Genomic DNA, 22,108 nt, shown 5'->3' with positions numbered 1-22,108 from the left:
GCAAACCCTTATCTGGGGTGGCAGGATTTTTTTAATTTTGCCAAAGGCCGTTGCGATGCTTGATACCTCGATTGCCGAAGTCCCCCTCGTTTCGCTGAAACAGGCGCAGAGCGATCCCGACGGATTTGCGCAGGCGTTTGGCGATTCGTTCAAACGATATGGCTTCGCGCTGGTAAAGGATCACGGCATCGATCCAGCGCTGATCGATCGTGCCTGGACGCAGACCGAAGCATTGTTTGCGCTGCCCGAGGATGAAAAGCGCCGCTATTTCGTCGAAGGCGGCGCGGGCCAGCGCGGCTATACCCCGTTCAAGACCGAAATCGCCAAGGGTGCGGAGCATGTCGACCTGAAGGAATTCTGGCATGTCGGTCGTGATTTGGCGAAGGGGCATCCCTATGCCGCCGACATGCCCGACAATATCTGGCCCGACCGGCCGGAGGGCTTTCGCGAAACCTTTACCACGCTGTTCGCTGCGTTCGAGGATACCGGCAGCCGCCTGCTCAGCGCGATCGCGCGCTATCTGGCGCTGGAGCCGAACTGGTTCGACAGTGCGATCAAGGACGGCAATTCGATCCTGCGCCTGCTGCACTATCCGCCGATCGCGGAGGACGCGCCCAATGTCCGCGCGGGCGCGCATGAAGATATCAACCTCATCACGCTGCTGCTGGGGGCGGAGGAAGCGGGGCTGGAGCTGCTCGACCGCGACGGGCGCTGGCTGCCCGTCAAGCCGCCGGAAGGCGCGCTCGCCGTCAATGTCGGCGACATGCTTCAGCGGCTGACCAACCATGTCCTGCCATCGACCACCCACCGGGTGGTTAATCCCCCGGCCGAACGGCGCGGGCAATCGCGCTATTCGATGCCGTTTTTCCTGCATCCAGCACCCGATTTCCTGATCAAGACGCTGCCGTCCTGTAAAAGCGAGGAAAATCCCGACCGCTATCCTGATCCGATCACCGCGCATGACTATCTGCACGAACGGCTGGTCGAAATCGGCCTGATCAAGGCTTGATCGCGGCAAAGTATTCTTTCGCCCCCGCGCGCTTGTTTCGACAGGCATCGTCCCGCTACAGCGGCCGGTAACCGCCGCTGGTGCCGGGGCGGTCGAAGCGCCGTTCCTGCTCGTTCGCGTCAGGGAGACACGCGCCCTTCGACTGCATTGGTGACCAGCGGCCTGTGGGAAACCGATCGGGAGTAGCTGATGAGCGAACCATTGCGCGTGGCGATTGCTGGGCTGGGAACCGTGGGAGCGGGCGTCATTCGCCTGCTCGAATCGAACGGCCCGCTGATTACCCGCCGCGCGGGCCGCCCGATCGAGGTGGTCGCGGTTTCTGCGCGCGACCGGGCAAAGGATCGCGGCATTGATATATCGGGGTTCGACTGGGTCGACGATCCGGTCGAACTGGCGCAGCATCCGCGCGCCGATGTCGTCCTCGAACTCGTCGGCGGATCGGACGGCCCTGCACTGGCGCTGGCGCGCGCCGCGCTGGAAGCGGGCAAGGGGTTCGTCACCGCCAACAAGGCGATGATCGCGCATCACGGCCTGGAACTCGCGCGGCAGGCGGAGGCGCAGCATGCGGCGATGAAGTTCGAAGCGGCAGTCGCTGGCGGCGTGCCGGTCATCAAGGGGTTGCGCGAAGGCGCGGCGGCGAACGAAATCGCGCGCGTCTACGGCATCCTTAACGGCACCTGCAATTACATCCTGTCAAAGATGGAAAGCGAAGGCAGCGATTTCGACGCGGTTCTCGCCGAGGCGCAGGCGCTGGGCTATGCCGAAGCCGATCCGGGGTTCGACATTGACGGCGTCGATGCCGCACATAAGCTGTCGATCCTCGCCAGCCTGGCCTTTGGCACGCGGCCCAGTTTCGATGATGTCGCGATCGGCGGGGTGCGCCACGTCATCGCCGCCGACATCGCCGAGGCCGCGGCGCTGGGCTATCGCATCCGGCTGGTCGGCATTGCTGAAGCGGACGAAAGCGGGCTGTTCCAGCGTGTCCACCCCTATCTGGTGCCGATGCGCCATCCGCTCGCGCATGTGCAGGATTCGCTTAACGCCGTGGTGGCGGAGGGCAATTATGTCGGCCGACTGTTCTTTCAGGGCGCTGGCGCGGGCGACGGCCCGACGGCGAGCGCGGTCGTGGCCGACCTGATCGACATTGCGCGCGGTGAATTCGGGCCGCCCTACGCAATGCCCGCCGAATCGCTCGCCGATCAGCGGCGCGCCGACAGCGGCGAACGCACGGGGCGCGCCTATGTCCGGCTGAATGTGGTCGACAAGGTCGGCGTGCTTGCCGAGATCGCGGCGGCGATGCGCGATGCTGGCGTTTCGATCGAAAGCCTGATTCAGCGCGGCGCGGCGGTCGACGGCAGCGTGATGGTCGTCATCGTCACGCATAACGGGCCGGAACGATGCGTCGCGCAGGCGCTGAAAACGTTGAGCGGCTCTTCCAGCCTGATCGGCGATGCGATGTGGATGCATATTCTGGGCGAATAGGCGTGCTGCCTCGACAACGTCATGCCGCTCGCTTATCGCCGGATGAGCAGTCAACCGGAAGAGGTGCCAGGTTCATGACGTCCCCGAGCAAGATTCTCGATCGCGTTCTCGTCCTTGAAATGGTGCGAGTCACCGAAGCGGCGGCGATCGCGGCGTCAAGCTTGGTCGGACGCGGCGATGAAAAGGCCGCCGACGCGGCTGCGGTCGGCGCGATGCGCGAAGCGTTCGACACGCTGTATATCGACGGCACGGTCGTGATCGGGGAAGGCGAGCGCGATGAGGCGCCGATGCTGTATATTGGCGAAAAGGTCGGGGGCGCACCTGACAAGGGACCGAAGATCGACATCGCGCTCGACCCGCTGGAGGGCACCACGATCACCGCCAAGGCGGGGCCGAACGCGCTGGCCGTACTGGCGGCGGCGGAAGCGGGCTGCCTGCTCAATGCGCCTGACGTCTACATGGAAAAGATCGCGGTCGGGCCGGGCTATCCCGACAGTGTGATCGACCTTGCCAAATCGCCGGGCGAGAATGTCCGTTCGCTGGCAAAGGCGAAGGGCGTGAAGCCCAACGAGATCATCGCGTGCGTTCTCGATCGGCCGCGGCATGAAAAGATCGTTGCCGAACTGCGCGAAATCGGGTGCGGCATCGTACTGATCCCCGATGGCGATGTCGCAGGCGTGATCGCCACCACCGATCCCGACACCACGATCGATATCTATATGGGCATCGGCGGCGCGCCCGAAGGCGTACTCGCCTGCGCCGCGTTGCGCTGCGTCGGCGGGCAGTTTCAGGGTCGGCTGCTGTTCCGCAATGATGATGAGCGCGAACGCGCGCGCAAATGGGGAATCGATGATCTCGACCGCGTCTATACGCTCGACGATCTGGCGCGCGGCGATTGCATCTTTGCGGCGACCGGCGTGACCGACGGGTCGCTGCTCGAAGGGGTGAAGCGCGTGCATGGCAAGATGACCACCGACAGCGTCGTCATGCGCGCCAGTTCGGGCACCGTTCGCTGGGTGAAGGGCGAACACCGGATCGATTGACGCGTTCGCCGGTGCTCGACTGGCTGCTGCTCTTCGCCGCGCTCGGCTGTTACTGGCTGTTCCTGAAGGGCCGTCTTGCCGACCGGTTCGGGGTGAGCGCGCGCGGGCGGCGTGCGCTCTATCGCTTCTGGGTTGTGAAGAGCGCGGTGTTGTTCATCGCGCCGGCGCTGGTCATTCTCGCGATCCTCGGTCGGGGCGAGGCGCTGTTCGCGATGCCCGATATATTCGCCGTGGCGGCTGGCACGCTGGGCTTGGTGCCAGGCGGCCTCGCCCGCGATACTGCCTTTCTGCTGACGGTCGCTGGCGGCCTGTTCGGCGGGGCGTTGCTGGGCGCGCTAATGGCGCAATGGCGGCGCAGGCGCGGTCGTGCGCCATGGATGATGGGCAATCTGCGCGCGGTCCTGCCGGGAAAGCGAGGTGACCTGCCCGCCGCCGCTGCCGTGGCGCTGGCGGCGGGGGTGAGCGAAGAGCTGTTCTTCCGCCTCCTGCTTCCGTTGCTTATCGCCTTGGTCAGCGGATCGGCGCTGCTCGGCTTTGTCCTGTCGGCGCTGCTGTTCGTGCTCGCCCATCGCTATCAGGGTGCGATCGGTATGATCGGATCGACCGCGCTGGCGCTGGTCTTCACCGGCTTTTACTGGATGACGGGCAGCCTGTGGATGACGATGCTGCTCCACGCCGCGGTCGATCTGAACGGGCTGGTGATCCGCCCGTTCGTTCTCGGCATCAGGGCTTGAGCCGGTAGCCCGTCCTGAAGATCCAGGTGATCGCGCCGAGGCACAGCAGCAGCAGCGCACCGATAAAGCCCAGGCTCACCCCGATGCTGACATCGCCCTGGCCGAAAAAGCTCCAGCGGAACCCGCTCACCAGATAGACGACCGGATTGAACAGGCTGACCGTGCGCCACGGTTCGGGCAGCATGTCGATCGAATAGAATGCGCCGCCCAGAAAGGTGAGCGGCGTCACCAGCAGCGCGGGCACGATGTTGAGCTGTTCGAACCCGTCGGCCCATATCCCGATGATGAACCCGAACATGCTGAACGTCAGCGCGGTTAACAGCAGGAATGCGATCATCGCCGCCGGATGATCGACATGAAGATCGACGAACAGCGTTGACGTGCCAAGGATGATCAGGCCGATCACCAGCGATTTGGTGGCCGCCGCGCCGACAAAGCCGATCACGGTTTCCAGCGCCGAAACCGGTGCGGAAAGCAATTCATAGATCGTGCCGGTGAATTTGGGAAAATAGATGCCGATCGAGGCATTGGCGATGCTTTGCGTCAGCAGCGTCAGCATGATCAGCCCTGGTACGATGAAGCTGCCGTAATCGACGCCGCCTACCTGCTGCATACGGCTGCCGATCGCACCGCCGAACACGATGAAATACAGCGATGTGGTGATTACCGGGGTCGCGACGGATTGCCAGATCGTGCGAAGCGCGCGCGCCATTTCGAATTTATAGATGGCCCAGACGCCATGGCCGTTAAACGCGCCCACGCTCATGCCGCCTGCTCCCGCTGATCGGACACCAGTCCGACGAAAATATCCTCCAGGCTGCTTTTGCGCGTTTCCAGATCCTTGAACGCAATCCCCAGTTCGGGAAGCTTGCGCAGCAGCGACGGGATGCCGGTATGCTCCGCCTGCGCGTCAAAGGCATAGCGCAGGCTGTGGCCTTCTTCCTCAAGCGACAAATCCCATTCGGACAGTTCGGGCGGGATGGCGGCAAGCGGTTCGACCAGCAGGATGTCCATTTCGCGTTTGCCCAGCTTTTTCATCAATGCCTGTTTTTCCTCGACCAGCAGCAATTCGCCCTTCGATATGACGCCCACCCGGTCGGCCATCTCCTCTGCTTCCTCGATATAATGGGTGGTGAGGATGATCGTGGTGCCGCGTTCGCGCAGCCGAGCGATCAGCCGCCACATGTCGCGGCGCAGCGATACATCGACGCCAGCACTGGGTTCGTCGAGAAACAGGATGTCGGGTTCGTGCGCCAGCGCCTTGCCGATCAGCACGCGCCGCTTCATGCCGCCGGACAGTTCGCGCAGCTTGTTGTCGCGCTTGTCCCACAGCGCCAGGTCTTTCAGCAACTGGTCGATATAGGCGCGATCGGGCGCGCGACCGAACAGGCCGCGGCTGAATTCCATCGTATGGCGGACGGAGGTGAACTGGTCCGTCGACAGTTCCTGCGGGACGAGGCCCAGCTTTGCGCGCGCGGGGCGATAGTCGCGCACCGCGTCATGCCCGTCGACGGTGATCGTGCCGCTGGTCGGCGAAATGGTGCCGCACACAATGCCGATCAGCGTCGTCTTGCCCGCGCCATTGGGGCCGAGCAGCGCGAAAATTTCCCCACGGCGAATGTTCAGATCGACCGAACGCAGCGCCTGATGGCCGGATTTGTAGGTCTTGCCGACACCGGCAAGCGAAAGGATGGTGTCCATGGGGGTGCGCTCCGGCGGGAGGAAACGGAACCGGTAAGGTAGGAAGCGTGGCCGCGCCGAACAAGCGCGGACGGCGTCAACCCGCGCGCGCTTGCGCCACCGCGTCCTTCAGCATGTCGAACGATTGCGCGCCCGACAGCACCTCGTCGCCGATCACCCAGGCGGGCGTACCCGTCACCCCGATCTGCTGCGCGACCGATAGGTTCTTGCGCACCTCGGCCGCCGCAGCGTCAGAGGCGGCGAAGGTACGCGCCCGATCCATGTCCAGTCCCGCCTTTTGCGCGGCCTGCTGCACATTGGCATCGGTCAGCGCGCCCGCCGCGAACAATGTGTCGTGGAACGTCTGGAACTTGCCCTGCTGCGCCGCCGCCAGGCTCCACAGCGCGGCGGTGCGGCTCTCCTCGCTCAATATGGGCAGTTCGCGATACACGATCCGGATATCGGGCTCGGCCTTAACCAGCTTGTCGATTTCGGGAAGGCTCGCCCGGCAGAAGCCGCAGGCATAATCCATATACACGACGACATCGACCGCCGGGTTCTTCGCGCCGCGCCAGGCCGATGCAAAGGGATGGAAGATCGCATCGTGATTGTCCGCCACCGCCTGCGCCGCTTCGCGCGCTCGCAGGACATCCATCGCGTCGGGAATGATTTCGGGGTGCGCCATGACATAGTCGTGGACGACGTGCTCCATCGCGGCGCGATTGGTGGTAAGTACGGGCACGAAACGCTGGGCGAGCAACGCGCCGCCCGCACCGAGCAGCGCGGCAAGAATCAGCAACACGGCAAGCAGCGAACGCGAAATACCGGGGGAATCAGTCATACAGGATTGCGCTAATGCCTTTTCTTGTCGTCGAGTTCGTTTTGCGAAACCATCGAAATGTCCTGCGCGCGAAGCCAGTCGGCGCTGTCTTCGGGCAGCCCCTGCATCGCGCGCTTGGCGCTGACCAGCGCCATTTGCGTGTCGCCGGTCAGGTTGGACAGTTCCGCCTTGGCCAGCGCCGCATGGGGGATGTCGCCGCGTCGTTCGTACACCGTGCCAAGCTGAACCCAGGCGAAGGGATTGCTGTCATCACGCCCGACGGCCTGGCGAAGCACCGCTTCCGCCTCGTCCAGATTGGCGGGGTCGTCGGTCGCGACCAGCGCATGGCCGAACGTGGTGGCGATCAGCGGCGAATTGTCGGACAGGCGTACCGCTTTGCGCAGCGGATCGAGTGCGCCTTGCGGATTTCCCGCCTCCATCAATATCTGGCCCTGCACTTCCAGAAAATAGGGATTGTCCGGTTCGCTCATCACCAGCGCGGCTGCCTCCGCATCGGCTTTCGCAGGATATCCGGCGCGGTGATAGGCATAGGCGCGGGCATAATGGGCGGTAAGCGACGGATCGCTCGGCGGATAGTCACGCATAACCGCATTGAATGGTTCGACATAGCCGGCCAGTTTTGCCTTTACGCGCTCGAACCGCTTTTCCAGATCGGGATCGACCGGCGTGCCCCAGGCGGGGGAGCTTTGCAGCGTCTGGGTCAGCGCGGCGATGCGATCGGCGGTCAGGGGATGGCTGCGATTGAACGACGATTCCTCATCCTGCGGAACCGCATAGCGATATTCCTGATTTTGCAGCGTTTTGAAAAAGTCGAGCATACCCTTGCCGCTGACCTTCGCCTTGTTCAGGAAACTGGCGCCAGCGGCATCGGCCGATGCTTCCTGTGTGCGGCTATAGGCCAGATAGCTGCCGACCGCGGCGCGCTGTCCCGCCATGATCGCGCCCATCGCGGCATCGCCCGATCCGGCGGCGGCGGCGACCGCGCCCAGTAACAGGCTGGCGATCGTGATTCCGGTGGCGCTTTTTCCCATGCGTCCGGAAAGCGGGGCGTGACCGCCGACGACATGGCCCAGTTCGTGGGCGAACACGCCCTGAACCTCATTCGCGTTTTGCGCTGCCTCGATCAGGCCCGAATTGATATAGACGATCTGCCCGCCAGCGACGAAGGCGTTGATCTCCGGATCCTGCAGGACGACGACCTGAACGTTTTTGGGGGAAAGGCCCGCCGCCTCGATGATCGGCCGGGTCATGTCGGCGAACAGCGCTTCGGTTTCGGCATCGCGCAGGATCGTTTGCGCGCGAACCGGCTGAACCGCGAACAGGCAGGCAAAGGCCATGATCGCGACGACGCGCCTGAATATGGTCATGGTTGCGGCCGTTCCCCTTGATTCGCAACGACGAAGTTGCGGACGAAGGATGCCAATATGGCAGGCGCGACCTGAACTTGCGATGACGAAATGCAGGGCGCCCGCCCCAGCGTGCTGCCGGGGCGGGCGAGTGCGATCACGCGCCGAACGTGCGCTGCCACCAGCCGCGACGCGGCGTGCGGTCTTCGCTTTCCGCATCCTGGCCACCGGCGGCGGCCGCATCGGCGGGAACGGCGCCATCGGTCGCGGTTGTTTCGACAGGGCCGGTCAGCGCGGCAGGTTCCAGATCCTGTTCGCCGGTGTCGGGCCTGCTCGCCTCGGCAGCGTCCGCGACAGGTTTGGCGGTTTCCGTCTTCTTACGACGCGTGCGCTTCGGTTTGGGCTTTTCGGCCGTTTCGTCAGCGGCAGCGGGGGACATCGCGGCTTCGGCGGGAGCCGCCTCGCTCTCGGTCTTTTTACGGCGGGTGCGCTTGGGCTTCGGCTTTTCGGCCGGGGTCTCCGCCGCATCCGCAACCTTTGCCGGTTCGGCGGCAGCCGCGCCCTCGTCGTCATCGCGCGCCTTGGGACGGCGGCGGGCGCGTTTGGGCTTCGCCTCCGCTTCGGGGGCGGGTTCGGGCGTTGCTTCCGCCTCGACCGGCGTCGGCGCTTCTATTTCAACTGCATCGCTTTCGGTACGATCAGCTGGCTGAGCCTCGCCCTCATCGCCGCGATTTTCGCCCGATTTGCGGCGGCCACCGCGCTTGCCTCGACGGCGACGGCGGCGTTTATCGCCGTCTTCCTCGCGATCGCTGCCGGTCTCGCCGCTGTCGTCAGAGGCTTCGCTGTCCGCCTCTTCGCCCTCATCGTCGGACGAATCGTCGCCCTGCGCCTCGCCCTGTTCGTCGCGACCGCGACCCCGGCGGCCCCGCCGGCGGCGGCGACGCTTGTTGCGGCGCCCCTCGCCGTCATTTTCATCGCCTTCGTCGCGGCTATCGCTTTCGGCCTCTTCCTCCTCGAAACCGTCTTCGGCTTCTTCGGAAAGATCCTCGTCCTGCTCCTCGACGATCGCGTCGAACCGCGGCGCATAGGCGGGCGGCGGACCGGATGCCTCAACCGACATGCGCGCACCTTCCATGTCCCCGTCCGAGGTGATTTCGACGCTGACGCCATAGCGGTCCTCGATCTCGGCGATATCGGCACGCTTCTTGTTGAGGACGTAGAACGCCGCTTCCTGGCTGCACCGCAGCGTCAGCAGCGATCCGCTGCCGCGCGCCGCCTCGTCCTCGATCAGGCGAAGTGCCGACAGACCCGACGAACTGGGCGTGCGGATAAGCCCGGTGCCTTCGCAATGCGGACAGGTGATGGTGGACGCTTCCAGCACACCGGTGCGCAGCCGCTGGCGGCTCATTTCCATCAGGCCGAATGCGGAGATACGGCCGACCTGAATCCGCGCGCGATCCGATTTCAGCGCCTCCTTCATCGCCTTTTCGACCTTACGGACGTTGGAATTGTGATCCATGTCGATAAAGTCGATGACGACCAGCCCGGCCATGTCCCGCAGACGAAGCTGGCGGGCGATTTCCTGTGCCGCTTCCAGATTGGTCGCGGTCGCGGTCTGTTCGATATTATGCTCTTTGGTGGACCGGCCCGAGTTGATGTCGATCGACACCAGCGCCTCGGTAGGGTTGATGACCAGATAGCCGCCCGATTTCAGCTGGACCACGGGGTTGTACATCGCCGCGAGCTGATCCTCGACGTTGCTGCGTTGGAACAGCGGCACCGCATCGGCATATTGCTTCACCCGCCGGGCATGGCTGGGCATCAGCAGCTTCATGAAATCCTTCGCTGCGCGATAGCCGTCTTCGCCCTCGACGATGACTTCGCTGATATCGCGGTTATAGATGTCGCGGATCGCGCGCTTCACCAGGTCGCTGTCGCCATAGACAAGCGCGGGCGCAGTCGCCTTCAGCGTATCCTCGCGTATCCCGTCCCACAGCCGGGCGAGATAGTCGAAATCGCGCTTGATCTCGGTCTTGGTGCGCTGCAACCCGGCGGTGCGCACGATGCATCCCATGCTGGGCGGCAGGTCCATGTCGGCCATGATGGTCTTCAGGCGCTTGCGGTCGGCGGCGCTCGAAATCTTGCGGCTGATCCCGCCACCATGCGCGGTATTGGGCATCAGCACGCAATAGCGCCCGGCAAGGCTGAGATAGGTGGTCAGCGCCGCGCCCTTATTGCCGCGCTCTTCCTTTACGACCTGTACCAGCAGCACCTGACGGCGGCGGATCACGTCCTGAATCTTATAGCGTTTGCGCAGGCTCATCCGGCGCTGGCGAAGCGCTTCGACCGCGTTTTCGGTCTTGTTGCCCTTGCGCCCGCGACTTGCCGTTTCCTCGTCGGAATCGTCCTCGTCGTTCGAACGCTCAAGCACCTCTACATCGCCGCCTTCGTCTTCCTCGGCCTCCGCCTCGGCGCGCAGTGCCGCTTCCTCGGCGGCATGCTCGGCCTCTTCGGCGAGCAGCGCGTCGCGGTCTTCCTTTGGAATCTGGTAATAATCGGGATGGATTTCGCTGAAGGCGAGGAAGCCGTGGCGATTGCCGCCATAATCGACGAACGCCGCCTGAAGCGACGGTTCGACGCGGGTTACCTTGGCGAGATAGATATTGCCTTTTAGCTGCTTGCGCTCGGCGGATTCGAAATCAAATTCCTCGATCCGGTTTCCCTTGACGACGGCCACCCGGGTTTCCTCCCGGTGGCGGGCGTCGATCAGCATACGCATGGTCATTTGTAATTCTCCGGTCGCGCCGTCGCATAAGCGGGTTCGGCGCGAAATTGGGTAGGCGGAGCCCGGCCGATACGATGGCGTGGCGTCCGCGGGTTGTTTGAAATGCTGTTGCTGCCAGGGCACGGCCGGACCCGTGGTCCGGCGCTTCCGCGCCCGCGCGCCTGCCCGAAAGGGCGGTGCGTTGCGGATGGAACGGAACTTGCCTCATGCAGCGTCAACCTGACTTTGCCACGGCCCTGGCCCGAAATGGGGCGGCGCCGCGGCGAAACGGGACCGGCGGGATTTTCGGGAAAAGCATATACGGGTTTTTCCCAAGCCGGTTGGACCAACGCCTAGCACCGCCCGCGCGGCGCGGCAACACCGGCGCGGTCGATCGGCGCGCCCGCGCCTTTTTGGCTGGACCGGGCGCTTGTCGGCTTGGCATAGCATGGTTTGTGGGATTGCTGATCGCCCTGATCGCCGCCTGGTTCAACGCGACGCCCGCGCTGGTGTCCGTGGTGCAAAGCGTCCGGATCGCCGATGACGGGCTGGTCATCCGCCTTGATCCGCGGTTCGATGATGCGCGCGCGCTGTTCATGCGCGGCGGGGATCGCGACGATGCGGGGGGCGGGTCGGCGCGTGTCGTGTTCGACCTTTCCCGCCCCGCGATCGTGACCGAACGCGGATTTGGCGAGGGCGATGCCACGGTAACGCTGCTGGTCAGGAGCATCGACGATTCGCGGCTTGCCCGTGCCGCCGCGCAGCGCAGGATGCGCTTCCTGCCGCCATTCGGCTTCGCGGACGACCGGGCGGGCCATGATTACAGCGTTAAAGTGGCGGTTCCCGCCGCCGCCGCGCCCGAACCGCTGCCGCGAATTTATGGCGACGATGCCTCGCTGCCGCTGGTCGTCATCGATCCCGGCCATGGCGGGCATGATCCCGGCGCGATCGGTGCGGGCGGGATTATGGAAAAGACGCTGACGCTAAAAACGGCGGAAGCGATAAAGGATGCGCTAATCGATTCGGGACGAGTGCGCGTCGCACTGACCCGCGAGGACGATCATTTCCTGATTCTGCAGGAACGCTATGCCATCGCCCGCCGGCTGGGCGCGGACCTGTTTATCTCTATCCATTGCGACAGCGCGGGCGACCCGGCGGCAAGCGGCGCGACCGCCTATACCCTGTCCGAGGTTGCGTCGGACAAGGAGGCCGCCCGGCTTGCCGCGCGCGAGAACAAGGCGGATGTCATCGCCGGCATCGATCTGGACGAGCAGGCGCCCGATATTTCGTCGATCCTGATCGACCTTGCCCAGCGCCAGACGATGAACACCGCTTCGGCATTCGCCGGATTGCTGGGGCGCGAGGCGAAGCCGCTGATCCCGATCAGGACAAGATTTCACCGCATGGCCTCGCTGATCGTGTTGAAGGCGCCGGACATGCCGTCGATATTGTTCGAAACCGGCTATATCTCGAATCCCGACGATGCGGCGTTCATCGATTCGCAGGCGGGCCGCCGCAAAATCGCGCAAAGCGTCGCGCGCGCGGTGCGGATTCATTTCGCCCGGCAATATGCCGCGCAAGGCGACCGGGCACCGGCCAATGCGCAAAGGTGACAGCGAATGACTGGAAAGGCGGTCAAATCCTGCTAGACCGCCCGACGATATGGCGGAAACAGACCAGTCCACGACCAGATACCGGCTGAAACGCGAAGGCGGCGGATTCGGCGCGCGGGTTCGGCATATACGTTCGCGCTGGTGGTTCAGGGTGCTCGCGTGGATGGCGCTGGCCGCCGGAGTGGGGGCATTTCTGCTCTGGCTGCTCTTCGCGCGCGGCTTGCCTTCGGTCGATCAGCTCAAAACCTATGAACCGCCGCTGCCGACCAATATCCGCGCGATCAACGGCGAACCGCTGCACAGTTTCGCGCGCGAACGGCGGGTCGAACTGTCCTATGACGAATATCCGCCGCTGCTCGTTCGCGCCTATATGTCGGCGGAGGACAAGACCTTTTTCGAACATCACGGCGTCGATTTTCCCGGTCTGGTGCGCGCCGCCGTGCAGGGGGCCATTCAGGGGCGCACGCCGCGCGGCACCTCCACCATCACCCAGCAAGTGGCGAAGAATCTGCTGCTGACCAACGAAGTCAGTTATGTCCGCAAGATCAAGGAGGCGATCCTTGCCTGGCGGATCGAGGATGCGCTGACCAAGCAGCAGATCATGGAGCTGTACCTCAACCAGATATTCCTTGGTCGCAACGCCTATGGCGTGGAAGCGGCCAGCCATGCCTATTTCGGCAAGGACCTGAACCAGTTGACGCTGGCGCAGATGGCGTATCTTGCCATCCTGCCCAAGGGGCCGGCCAATTACGACCCGGAACATGATACCGAGCGCGCGCTGGAACGGCGCAACTGGGTGCTGGGCGAGATGCTGAAGAACGACTTCATCACGCGCCCGCAATATCAGAATGCGGTGTCGCAGCCGCTGGGCGCGATTTCCCGAGTCGAACCGAGCGACGACGACAAGCAGGTCGGCGGCTATTTCATCGAAGCGGTGCGGCGGCAGCTGGTCGACAAATTCGGTGAAACCGACAAGGACGGGCCACACAGTGTCTATGCTGGCGGATTGTGGGTGCGCACCTCGCTCGACACCCGGCTGCAGCAATATGCGCAGGAAGCGCTTCGCGATGGACTGGTCCGCTATGATCGCGGTCATGGCTGGTCGGGCCCAATCCGCGAGGTGGAGATAAAGAGCGGCAACTGGCGCGGCGCGCTGATCGGCACCAATGTCGGTCTCGACTATCGCGACTGGCGGCCGGCGATCGTTATTTCGGCCGAAGGGTCGAGCGCTGAACTCGGCTTTATCGATGGTACGACCGGCACCCTGCCGCGATCGGGCGCGACCATGCCGGTGCGCGGCAAGGGGGGCGCTGCATTTTCGGCGCTCAAAACGGGCGATGTGATCGCGGTGTCGCCTTCGGACGGCGGCGATTACGAATTGCAGAGCATTCCGAAAGTGTCGGGCGGCATGGTGGTCGAAAACCCCAGTACCGGCCGGATCATGGCGATGCAGGGCGGGTTCGATTCGCGCATCCAGGCGTTCAACCGCGCGATGCAAGCGCAGCGCCAGCCGGGTTCGACGATCAAGCCGATCGTGTATTCTGCCGCGCTGGAACAGGGGATGACGCCCGCTTCGCTGATTCAGGATACGACCTTTTGCGTGTATCAGGGCGCGCGTCTGGGCCAGAAATGCTTCCGCAACTTCGCGCATGAAGGCGGGTCGGGCGCGCATACGCTGCGCTGGGCGATCGAACAGTCGCGCAACCTGATGACGGTGCGGGCGGCAGCGCAAACGGGCATGGATCATGTCGTCGACATCATCCAGCGCCTCGGCGTCAGCCGCGACAAATACCCGCCCTATCTGTCCTATTCGCTGGGCGCGGGCGAAACCACCGTCATGCGGATGGTCAACGCTTATTCGACGCTGGTCAATCATGGCAGGCAGCTGACCCCCACATTGGTCGATTATGTGCAGGACCGGCACGGCAAGGTGATCTGGCCCGAAAACTGGCGGCCATGCGAAGGCTGCAACGCGCCCGACTGGAACGGAAAGGCGATGCCACGCCCGGTTTCGCATTCGCGCCAGGTTGTCGATCCGCTGACCGCGTACCAGATGGTGCATATCATGGAAGGCGTGATTCAGCGCGGCACCGGCGTGCGGCTTCGCTCGCTCGACCGGCCGATGGTGGGCAAGACCGGAACGACCACCGGTCCCACCGATGTCTGGTTCATGGGCGGCACACCGCAGATGATCGGCGGGCTGTATGTCGGGTATGACAATCCGACCAATCTTGGGCGTTATGCACAGGGGAGTTCGATCGCGGCGCCGGTGATGAAGCAGTTTCTGGAAAAAGCGCTGAAGGATTTGCCAAAAGTGCCGTTCCGCGCGCCGGCGGGCATCCGCATGGTGCGAATCGACCGCAGGAGCGGCAAGCCGGTATTTGGCGCGTGGCCGTCGGGCGAGCCGCTGGCGTCGGTGATCTGGGAAGCGTTCAAGCCCGAAAACGAGCCGCGCCGCGCCGCTCGCCGACAGGATGAGCAAAAGTCCGCGCCCAAAAAGGCAGCGCCCAAGCGGCGGGAGACGCAAAGCGACAGCGACTTCCTGCAACAGCAGGGCGGAATTTACTGATCCGCCGGCCGGCCCTGCCATGGCGGCAAGGGCCGAACGGCGATGATAGATTTGGAGTAAGACATGCGCGCCGAAGCGCAGGCATATGCCGACACGATCAATGACGCGCTCGAACTGCTGCGCCGCTTTCTCGACTGGGACAAGGCGCTGCGGCGGCTTGATGAACTCAATGCGCGGGTCGAGGACCAGAGCCTTTGGGACAATCCCAAGGAAGCGCAGGCGGTGATGCGCGAACGCCGTCATCTGGATGAAGCGATCAGCGCGACCAGGGCGATTCAGCAGGAACTGAGCGACACCGCCGAACTGATCGAGATGGCCGAGGCCGAGGGCGATGACGACATGGCGAGCGAGGGCACCGAAGCGCTGAAAGCGCTTGCCGAGCGCGCCGAACGCGACAAGATCCAGGCGCTGCTCGCCGGGGAAGCCGATGCCAACGACACCTATCTGGAAATCCATGCGGGCGCTGGGGGCACCGAAAGCCAGGATTGGGCGGAGATGCTTCAGCGCATGTATCAGCGTTGGGCCGAACGGCGCGGGCTGAAGGTCGAACTGGTCGATTATCATGCCGGCGAACAGGCGGGCATCAAATCGGCGACGCTGCTGATGAAGGGCGAGAACGCCTATGGCTGGGCGAAGACCGAAAGCGGCGTCCACCGGCTGGTGCGTATCTCACCCTATGACAGTTCCGCGCGGCGTCACACCAGCTTTTCCAGCGTATGGGTCTATCCGGTGATTGACGACGACATCGATATCGACATCAACGAGAGCGACCTGAAGATCGACACCTATCGCGCATCGGGAGCGGGGGGGCAGCACGTCAACACCACCGATTCGGCGGTGCGCATCACCCATGTCCCTTCGGGCATCATCGTCGCCAGCCAGAACGACCGGTCGCAGCACAAGAACCGCGCGACCGCGATGAGCATGTTGAAGGCGCGCCTGTACGAAGCGGAACTTCGCAAGCGCGAGGAAGCGGCGATGGACATCCATGCATCGAAATCGGACATCGGCTGGGGGCACCAGATCCGCTCCTATGTGCTTCAGCCCTATCAGCTGGTGAAGGACCTTCGCACCGGCGTCACCTCCACCGCGCCGTCGGACGTTCTCGACGGCGATCTCGATCCGTTCATGGCCGCCGCCTTGTCGCAGCGCGTGACCGGCGAGGCGGTCGAGGTGGAGGATGTGGACTGATGTTTCGCCGCGCGTCGTCGGCATTGCTGTTCGCAGGCCTGGCGATGCTGGCGGCCTGCGACGGCGGCCCGCCGCGCGTGCCCGAACATCATTCGCAGGAAGCGGGACCGTTTCCCGCGCCCGACCGGCCGGTCGCCAATATCGTGTCGAGCCGCTGGTCGACAGAGGAAGCGCGCGACCGCCTGAACGAAGCGGGCGAGGTGATGGACAAATCGGGCATCGCGCCGGGAATGACCGTTGCCGATATCGGCGCGGGCGAGGGCTATTACACCGTGCGTCTCGCCAGGCGGGTCGGGGACAAGGGCCGGGTGCTGGCGGAAGATATCGTGCCCGATGTCCGCGATGCGCTGGCCCAGCGGGTGGCGCGTGACCGGCTGGACAATGTATCGGTGCGCCTTGGCGAACCCGCCGATCCGAAGCTGCCCGACAATAGTTTCGACCGCATCCTGCTGGTCCATATGTATCACGAAATCGCGCAGCCTTATGAATTTCTCTGGCGGATGCGGCCATCGCTTCGCGCCGGGGGGCAGGTGATCGTGGTCGATGCCAATCGCAGTACGCAACATCACGGCACGCCGCCCGCGCTGCTCAAATGCGAATTTGCCGCGGTCGGGTATCGGCTGGTGCGGATCGACGACATGCCGTCGGCCGGTGGCTATATGGCGGTCTTCGAACGTGCCGGAGCGCGCCCCGACCCCAAAGCGATCCGGCCGTGCCGCCTGTCGGGCGAAAGCCCCGCCTGACCCCGCGTCAGAGCAGGCCGAGTGCCAGGAAGCTCGACGCATCCTCCTGCGCCACTACCCAATGATCGGCGAGCCACAGGCCGATTGGGCGCAACGTCCGCGCGATCAGCCGGGTCGTTTCGCAATCCGCGCGGCTCGGCTCAGAAATGCCGCTCGGGTGATTGTGCGCGATGACGATCGACGCGGCGTTGAGGGCCAGCGCGTCGCGGACCACCGATCGCAGCGGCAAGATCGTTTCGTCCAGCCCGCCATGACAATGACGCAATCCGATCAGGCTGCCGCGCCGGTCACGATACGCGAAAACCGCCATTTCCCGCCGCGCCTTGGCAAGTGGCGCGAAGAAATGGGGAAGGGTGCCCGGATCGGGAACGATGCCGGCTAGCGCGATCATGCTTTGTTCGTTGCACGGCTTCGCGCCGGGGGCATGGCGAAGCTGATCGGGATTGCATGCTACATTCCTCCGATCCGGATCGATCGCGCATGCTTGGCGCGCGGCGGCGGAGCGGCTAGGTCAGTCGGCGATGCGGCAATATCTTGATCTCATGGCGCGCGCGCTCGACCACGGCGCGCGGCAGGACGACCGGACGGGCGTTGGCACGCAAAGCGTCTTCGGCCATCAAATGCGGTTCAATCTGGGCGAGGGCTTTCCCGTCCTGACCACCAAGAAACTGCACCTTCGTTCGATCATCGTCGAACTGCTCTGGTTCCTGAACGGCGATACCAATGTCCGCTGGCTGCAGGAACGCAAGGTCAGCATCTGGGATGAATGGGCCGACGAGAACGGCGATCTGGGGCCGGTCTATGGCAAGCAGTGGCGCGATTGGGAAGCGCCAGACGGCAGCCATATCGACCAGATCCGCCGGTTGGTCGCTGACCTCAAATCCAATCCCGCCTCGCGCCGTCATGTGGTTACGGCATGGAATCCGGGCGAACTTGGCGCAATGGCGCTCGCGCCGTGTCACTGCCTGTTCCAGTGTCATGTCGCCAATGGCAAATTGTCGCTGCAACTGTACCAGCGATCGGCGGACATTTTCCTGGGCGTGCCGTTCAATATCGCCAGCTATGCGCTGCTCACCCATATGCTGGCGCAGCAATGCGACCTGGCGGTGGGCGACTTCATCTGGACCGGCGGCGACTGCCACCTGTATTCGAACCATCTCGATCAGGCGCGCGAGCAGCTGGCGCGTACGCCCGGCCCGCTTCCCCGGCTGGAAATCACGCGCCGACCCGATTCGATCGACGGCTATGCATTCGATGATTTCGTGCTGCACGATTATGCCGCGCAGCCGCATATCAAGGCGCCGGTGGCGATATGATCACCTTTTTCCTTGCCCGCGCCGATAACGGGGTGATCGGCATGGACAATGGCTTGCCATGGCACCTTCCCGCCGACCTGAAGCGGTTCAAGGCGTTGACCATGGGCAAACCGATGATCATGGGCCGAAAGACGTTTCAGGGGTTCCCGGCGCTGCTGAAGGGGCGCCGTCATATCGTGCTGACCCGCGATACCGAATGGCAAGCGCCGGGGGCGGAGGTGGCGCACGACGCGGAAAGAGCCCTCGCGCTGGCCGGTTATGCTGCGGAGGTCGCCGTGATCGGCGGGGCGGAGATATTCGCCATGTACCGCGACCGCACAGACCGGGTCGAATTGACCGAAGTGCATTGCAGTCCGCATGGCGATACGTGCGTCCCCGCCTTTGCCGCGCCGCAATGGCGGGAAACCTTTCGCGAGGATCATGTTCCCGACGGCGACCGGCCCGGCTTCAGCTTCGTAACGCTGGAGCGCGCGCGCTGAGGCTCAGTCGATCCCGCGCAACTGCGCCGCGCGGGCGAACACCGCCTCGAACATATCGGACGTCAGCCGGCCAGTGTTCGTGTTGTAGCGCGAGCAGTGATAGCTGTCGATCAGCCAGCGGCCATCGGGCAGGCGATGCTCGGCAAGATGGCCGAATTTCGCATCCGCCTGACGCATCCCGAACATTTTCAGCGCGCTGTCGTGCGCGATCTTGCCCAGCGCAAGGAAGACGCGGGCGTTCGGCAGTACCGCCTGCTGGCGTTCCAGAAAGGGGCGGCAGGTGCGGATTTCCTCAGGCGTCGGCTTGTTCTGCGGCGGCAGGCATTTGACCGCGTTGATGATGATCGCACCGTCCAGTTTCAGCCCGTCATCGACCCGCGAATCATAGCTGCCGCGCGACAGCCCGCATTTGTCGAGCGTCGCAAACAACAGATCGCCCGCATAATCGCCGGTAAAGGGCCGTCCGGTGCGGTTCGCGCCGTGCTTGCCGGGCGCAAGCCCGATGATCGCCAGCCACGCGTTGGGATCGCCGAACGCGTTGACCGGCGCGTTCCACCAGTCGGGATGGGCGTCGCGCAATTCCTCGCGCAGCGCGACCAGCCGGGGGCAGCGCGGGCAATCGTGGGGCGGTTCGGTGTCGGGGATGGGACTGGCGGCAAACATGGTCGCGCGATAGGGACGTGCAATGGACGGGGCAAGCTATGCCATCGCGCTCGGATCGAACCGACGCACGCGATACGGATCGCCGCGCGCCACGCTGAACGCGGCGCTGGCGATGCTGGGCGGGGTGGAGCGCGTATCGCCGATCATCGAAACGCCGCCGCTGGGGCCGTCGCGTCGTCGCTTTGCCAATGCGGTTGCGTTGGTGCGAAGCGACGAGACGCCCGATGCGCTGCTCACCCGGTTGAAGGCGATCGAACGCGATTTCGGGCGGCGAGCGGGTCGCCGCTGGGGCGAACGTGCGCTCGACCTCGATATCGTCCTGTGGTCAGGCGGGGCATGGGCGTCGTCGAGGCTTACGGTGCCGCACCGGGCGTTTCGCGAACGCCGCTTCGTGCTCGGCCCGCTTGCCGTGCTGGCCCCCGGATGGCGCGACCCGATTTCGCGCCGCACCATGCGCCAGTTGCTCGCCCGCCTCGCGCCTTACCGCGCCTGACCCAAAGGATATGCACACCAACAGTTGACCGCGGGCCAAAGCCCGCTTACCTGCTGCCCCCCGGTGACGGGCCCTTAGCTCAGTCGGTAGAGCAACTGACTTTTAATCAGTAGGTCGCTGGTTCGAACCCAGCAGGGCTCACCACCTTTTCGGTGCGGAAAATCAGTCGCCGCTTTCCTGAAGCGATGCGCGCATGGTACGCCGGGCATGAAGCATATGCCGCACATCGATATGATCGCGCTGCTCGATATGGAAGATCAGACAGGGTGGGCGCGGCGTCTTTCGGCTTCGCAAACCCGACAGGTCCGGTTCGTGCGATAACCAGAGTTGTCCAAAGGGTTGCAAAGCAAAATGACCGCCACGAAAATCCAGACGGCGGCATCGGATCCCGTCCGGCAAGTACCGCATCTTTTCTGGGGGGCGGGGTTCGCCGCTGCCTCTGTCGCGGTGTTGCTGGTACTGGGGTTCGTCATCAACCCGGCGCAGCCCTATGCCTTTGATGCATGGATATTGCGCGCGCTTCGCCATCCCGACGCGCCGGCGGTGCCGATGGGGCCGGTGTGGCTGAAAGGCGCGATGATCGACATCACCGCGCTTGGCGGTGGGACCGTGCTGACGCTGGTGGTGCTGATCACCGTGGGTATGCTGCTGGTGTCGCGCAAATGGACGACGGCGCTGCTGGTCGCTGCGGGCACCGTTAGCGGATCGCTGGCCGTCAGCACCGCGAAGGAGATCGCCGCACGTCCCCGGCCCGAAGTCGTCCCCCATCTGGTCGAGGTGACGACGCAGAGTTTCCCGAGTGGCCATTCGGCGAACAGCGCGATCATCTATCTCACCATCGCCACCCTGTTGACCCAGACGACGGGGGCGGATGCGCGGCGCACCTATCTGTTTGCAGTGGTCGCCGCGCTGGTGACGCTGATCGGCGTCAGCCGAGTCTATCTGGGCGTGCATTGGCCCACGGACGTGCTGGCCGGGTGGAGCTTCGGCACCCTTTGGGCGCTTGCGTGGTGGCGGATCGGCAAATGGCTTCGCATCCACCACCACGCCGCGATTCCGGATGACGAGATCGCCGCGCTGTAACGCTGCGGCGCAGTTACTCCCGCTCGGCCAGCTTGCGTTCCCAGGCCAGCGCGTCGCGCACAATGCCTTCCAGATCGTCGTGCTGCGGCCGCCAGGGGAGCGTTTTCAGGATGGCGCGATTGTCGGCGACCAGCGCTGGCGGATCGCCCGCGCGCCGCCCCGCCATATGGCGATCGATCGTCCGGTTGGTCACCCGGTCGACCGCGTCGAGCACTTCGAGCACCGAATAGCCATGGCCATAGCCGCAATTGAGCGTGTGGCTTTTCTCCGGCCGGTCGATCAGCAGGTCGAGCGCGGCGATGTGCGCGGCCGCCAGATCGCTGACATGAATGTAATCGCGAACGCCGGTGCCGTCGGGCGTGTCGAAATCGGTGCCGAACACCGCCACGCTGTCGCGCTTGCCCGTCGCTGCTTCCACCGCGACCTTGATCAGATGGGTCGCGCCGGCGGTCGACTGGCCGCTGCGTCCCTGCGGATCTGCGCCCGCCACGTTGAAATAGCGCAGCGCGCAGTAATTCAACGGATGGGCGGCGGCGACGTCCCGCAGCATCAGTTCGGTCATCAGCTTCGACGTGCCATAGGGATTGATCGGCACCTTGGGCGCGTCTTCGGCAACCGGCACGCTTTCGGGCACGCCATAGGTGGCGGCGGTTGAGGAGAAGATGAAATGCTTCACCCCGCACGTCACCGCGCTTTCGATCAGCGACCGACTGGCTGCGGTATTGTTGCGATAATATTTGAGCGGGTCCGACACCGATTCGGGCACGATGATCGACCCGGCAAAATGCATCACCGCGATCACGCCATGGTCGCGCATCGCGCGGCGCACCGCATCCTCGTCGGCAATATCCGCCTCGATCAGGGTCGCGCGCTCGTCCACCGTCCAGGAAAAGCCGGTGACGAGATTGTCGACCACCACTACCCGCCATCCGGCATCCAGCAGCGCGAGAACGGCGTGGCTGCCGATATAGCCCGCCCCGCCCGTTACCATTACCGTGCCTTCGCGCATCGCATGTTTCCCCGCATTCAAAACTGCCGATCCGTTGCCTAGCGCCGATG

Annotated in this window: 20 protein-coding genes and 1 tRNA gene; 13 read left to right on the top strand and 8 right to left on the bottom strand. The window is 64.2% G+C overall.

The genetic code is table 11. The features are described from left to right. Positions 1-55: 55 nt before the first annotated feature. The 4 genes from KY084_RS10135 to KY084_RS10120 all read left to right on the top strand — a co-directional run bounded on the left by KY084_RS10135 (position 56) and on the right by KY084_RS10120 (position 4,268). Positions 56-1,009: an isopenicillin N synthase family dioxygenase gene (locus tag KY084_RS10135; RefSeq protein WP_219238339.1), complete on the top strand. Its 954-nt coding sequence runs from the start codon at positions 56-58 to the stop codon at positions 1,007-1,009. 189 nt (positions 1,010-1,198) lie between these two features. Next, the gene (locus tag KY084_RS10130; RefSeq protein WP_219238338.1) at positions 1,199-2,491 is read left to right on the top strand and encodes a homoserine dehydrogenase; all 1,293 of its coding nucleotides are present in this window, start codon (positions 1,199-1,201) and stop codon (positions 2,489-2,491) included. Between the two features lie 74 nt (positions 2,492-2,565). Continuing rightward, positions 2,566-3,534: a class II fructose-bisphosphatase gene (glpX, locus tag KY084_RS10125; RefSeq protein ID WP_219238337.1), complete on the top strand. Its 969-nt coding sequence runs from the start codon at positions 2,566-2,568 to the stop codon at positions 3,532-3,534. After that, positions 3,531-4,268 (top strand): CPBP family intramembrane glutamic endopeptidase, encoded by a 738-nt coding sequence (locus KY084_RS10120; RefSeq protein WP_219238336.1) that lies wholly within the window; start codon positions 3,531-3,533, stop codon positions 4,266-4,268. Before glpX ends, KY084_RS10120 begins: the two co-directional genes overlap by 4 nt. On the opposite strand, the gene KY084_RS10115 is transcribed toward KY084_RS10120, so the two are convergent. The 5 genes from KY084_RS10115 to KY084_RS10095 form a co-directional block, all read right to left on the bottom strand. Further along, complete coding sequence (locus tag KY084_RS10115) at positions 4,258-5,034, bottom strand: ABC transporter permease (protein WP_219238335.1); 777 nt, start codon at positions 5,032-5,034, stop codon at positions 4,258-4,260. The genes KY084_RS10120 and KY084_RS10115 overlap by 11 nt on opposite strands. Beyond that, on the bottom strand, positions 5,031-5,969 hold the full coding sequence (locus KY084_RS10110) for an ABC transporter ATP-binding protein (protein WP_219238334.1): 939 nt from the start codon (positions 5,967-5,969) through the stop codon (positions 5,031-5,033). Before KY084_RS10110 ends, KY084_RS10115 begins: the two co-directional genes overlap by 4 nt. Before the next feature lie 76 nt (positions 5,970-6,045). Further along, positions 6,046-6,789, bottom strand: coding sequence for a DsbA family protein (locus KY084_RS10105; protein ID WP_219238333.1), 744 nt, complete (start codon positions 6,787-6,789; stop codon positions 6,046-6,048). 11 nt (positions 6,790-6,800) lie between these two features. After that, positions 6,801-8,156 carry a M48 family metalloprotease gene (locus KY084_RS10100; RefSeq protein ID WP_219238332.1) on the bottom strand — a complete coding sequence of 452 codons (1,356 nt, stop codon included), beginning with the start codon at positions 8,154-8,156 and terminating at the stop codon, positions 6,801-6,803. A gap of 136 nt (positions 8,157-8,292) precedes the next feature. Then, positions 8,293-10,920 carry a ribonuclease E/G gene (locus KY084_RS10095; RefSeq protein ID WP_219238331.1) on the bottom strand — a complete coding sequence of 876 codons (2,628 nt, stop codon included), beginning with the start codon at positions 10,918-10,920 and terminating at the stop codon, positions 8,293-8,295. Positions 10,921-11,354: 434 nt separating this feature from the next. On the opposite strand from KY084_RS10095, the gene KY084_RS10090 reads away from it, so the two are divergent. The 4 genes from KY084_RS10090 (at position 11,355) to KY084_RS10075 (ending at position 17,015) form a co-directional block, all read left to right on the top strand. Further along, positions 11,355-12,512 (top strand): N-acetylmuramoyl-L-alanine amidase family protein, encoded by a 1,158-nt coding sequence (locus tag KY084_RS10090; RefSeq protein ID WP_343227996.1) that lies wholly within the window; start codon positions 11,355-11,357, stop codon positions 12,510-12,512. A 49-nt stretch (positions 12,513-12,561) separates the two neighbouring features. Then, positions 12,562-15,081, top strand: coding sequence for a penicillin-binding protein 1A (locus tag KY084_RS10085; RefSeq protein WP_219238329.1), 2,520 nt, complete (start codon positions 12,562-12,564; stop codon positions 15,079-15,081). Positions 15,082-15,144: 63 nt separating this feature from the next. Further along, positions 15,145-16,272 (top strand): peptide chain release factor 2, encoded by a 1,128-nt coding sequence (gene prfB, locus KY084_RS10080; RefSeq protein WP_219238328.1) that lies wholly within the window; start codon positions 15,145-15,147, stop codon positions 16,270-16,272. Next, positions 16,272-17,015: a class I SAM-dependent methyltransferase gene (locus tag KY084_RS10075; protein WP_219238327.1), complete on the top strand. Its 744-nt coding sequence runs from the start codon at positions 16,272-16,274 to the stop codon at positions 17,013-17,015. Before prfB ends, KY084_RS10075 begins: the two co-directional genes overlap by 1 nt. 7 nt (positions 17,016-17,022) lie before the next feature. Here the strand turns inward: KY084_RS10075 and KY084_RS10070 are convergent, their stop codons facing one another. Continuing rightward, positions 17,023-17,406, bottom strand: coding sequence for a JAB domain-containing protein (locus tag KY084_RS10070; protein ID WP_219238326.1), 384 nt, complete (start codon positions 17,404-17,406; stop codon positions 17,023-17,025). 130 nt (positions 17,407-17,536) lie between these two features. Here KY084_RS10070 and KY084_RS10065 point away from each other — a divergent pair, with 130 nt between their 5' ends. Both KY084_RS10065 and KY084_RS10060 read left to right on the top strand, forming a co-directional pair. After that, entirely contained in the window at positions 17,537-18,331 is a 795-nt protein-coding gene (locus KY084_RS10065; protein WP_219238325.1) for a thymidylate synthase, read from the top strand. After that, a complete protein-coding gene (locus tag KY084_RS10060) occupies positions 18,328-18,810 on the top strand; it encodes a dihydrofolate reductase (protein WP_219238324.1) in 483 nt (160 codons plus the stop codon). The genes KY084_RS10065 and KY084_RS10060 overlap by 4 nt, the downstream gene beginning before the upstream one ends. Positions 18,811-18,813: 3 nt before the next feature. Here KY084_RS10060 and KY084_RS10055 read toward each other — a convergent pair whose 3' ends face one another. Continuing rightward, positions 18,814-19,473, bottom strand: coding sequence for a uracil-DNA glycosylase (locus tag KY084_RS10055; RefSeq protein ID WP_219238323.1), 660 nt, complete (start codon positions 19,471-19,473; stop codon positions 18,814-18,816). A gap of 22 nt (positions 19,474-19,495) precedes the next feature. Here KY084_RS10055 and folK point away from each other — a divergent pair, with 22 nt between their 5' ends. From folK to KY084_RS10040, 3 genes are all read left to right on the top strand, one after another. Then, positions 19,496-19,966: a 2-amino-4-hydroxy-6-hydroxymethyldihydropteridine diphosphokinase gene (gene folK, locus KY084_RS10050; protein ID WP_219238322.1), complete on the top strand. Its 471-nt coding sequence runs from the start codon at positions 19,496-19,498 to the stop codon at positions 19,964-19,966. Between the two features lie 68 nt (positions 19,967-20,034). Then, positions 20,035-20,110: transfer RNA gene (locus KY084_RS10045), tRNA-Lys, on the top strand. A 207-nt stretch (positions 20,111-20,317) separates the two neighbouring features. Then, positions 20,318-21,049 carry a phosphatase PAP2 family protein gene (locus tag KY084_RS10040; RefSeq protein WP_219238321.1) on the top strand — a complete coding sequence of 244 codons (732 nt, stop codon included), beginning with the start codon at positions 20,318-20,320 and terminating at the stop codon, positions 21,047-21,049. 13 nt (positions 21,050-21,062) lie between these two features. On the opposite strand, the gene galE is transcribed toward KY084_RS10040, so the two are convergent. Then, positions 21,063-22,058, bottom strand: a complete 996-nt coding sequence (gene galE / locus KY084_RS10035) for a UDP-glucose 4-epimerase GalE (protein WP_219238320.1) — start codon at positions 22,056-22,058, stop codon at positions 21,063-21,065. Positions 22,059-22,108: the final 50 nt, after the last annotated feature.

It is taken from the genome of Stakelama flava (assembly GCF_019351405.1).
GTDB classification, from domain to species: domain Bacteria; phylum Pseudomonadota; class Alphaproteobacteria; order Sphingomonadales; family Sphingomonadaceae; genus Sphingomonas; species Sphingomonas flava_A.
Note: the sequence above shows the minus strand (reverse complement) of the source record. Positions and strands in the feature narration are given on the sequence as shown.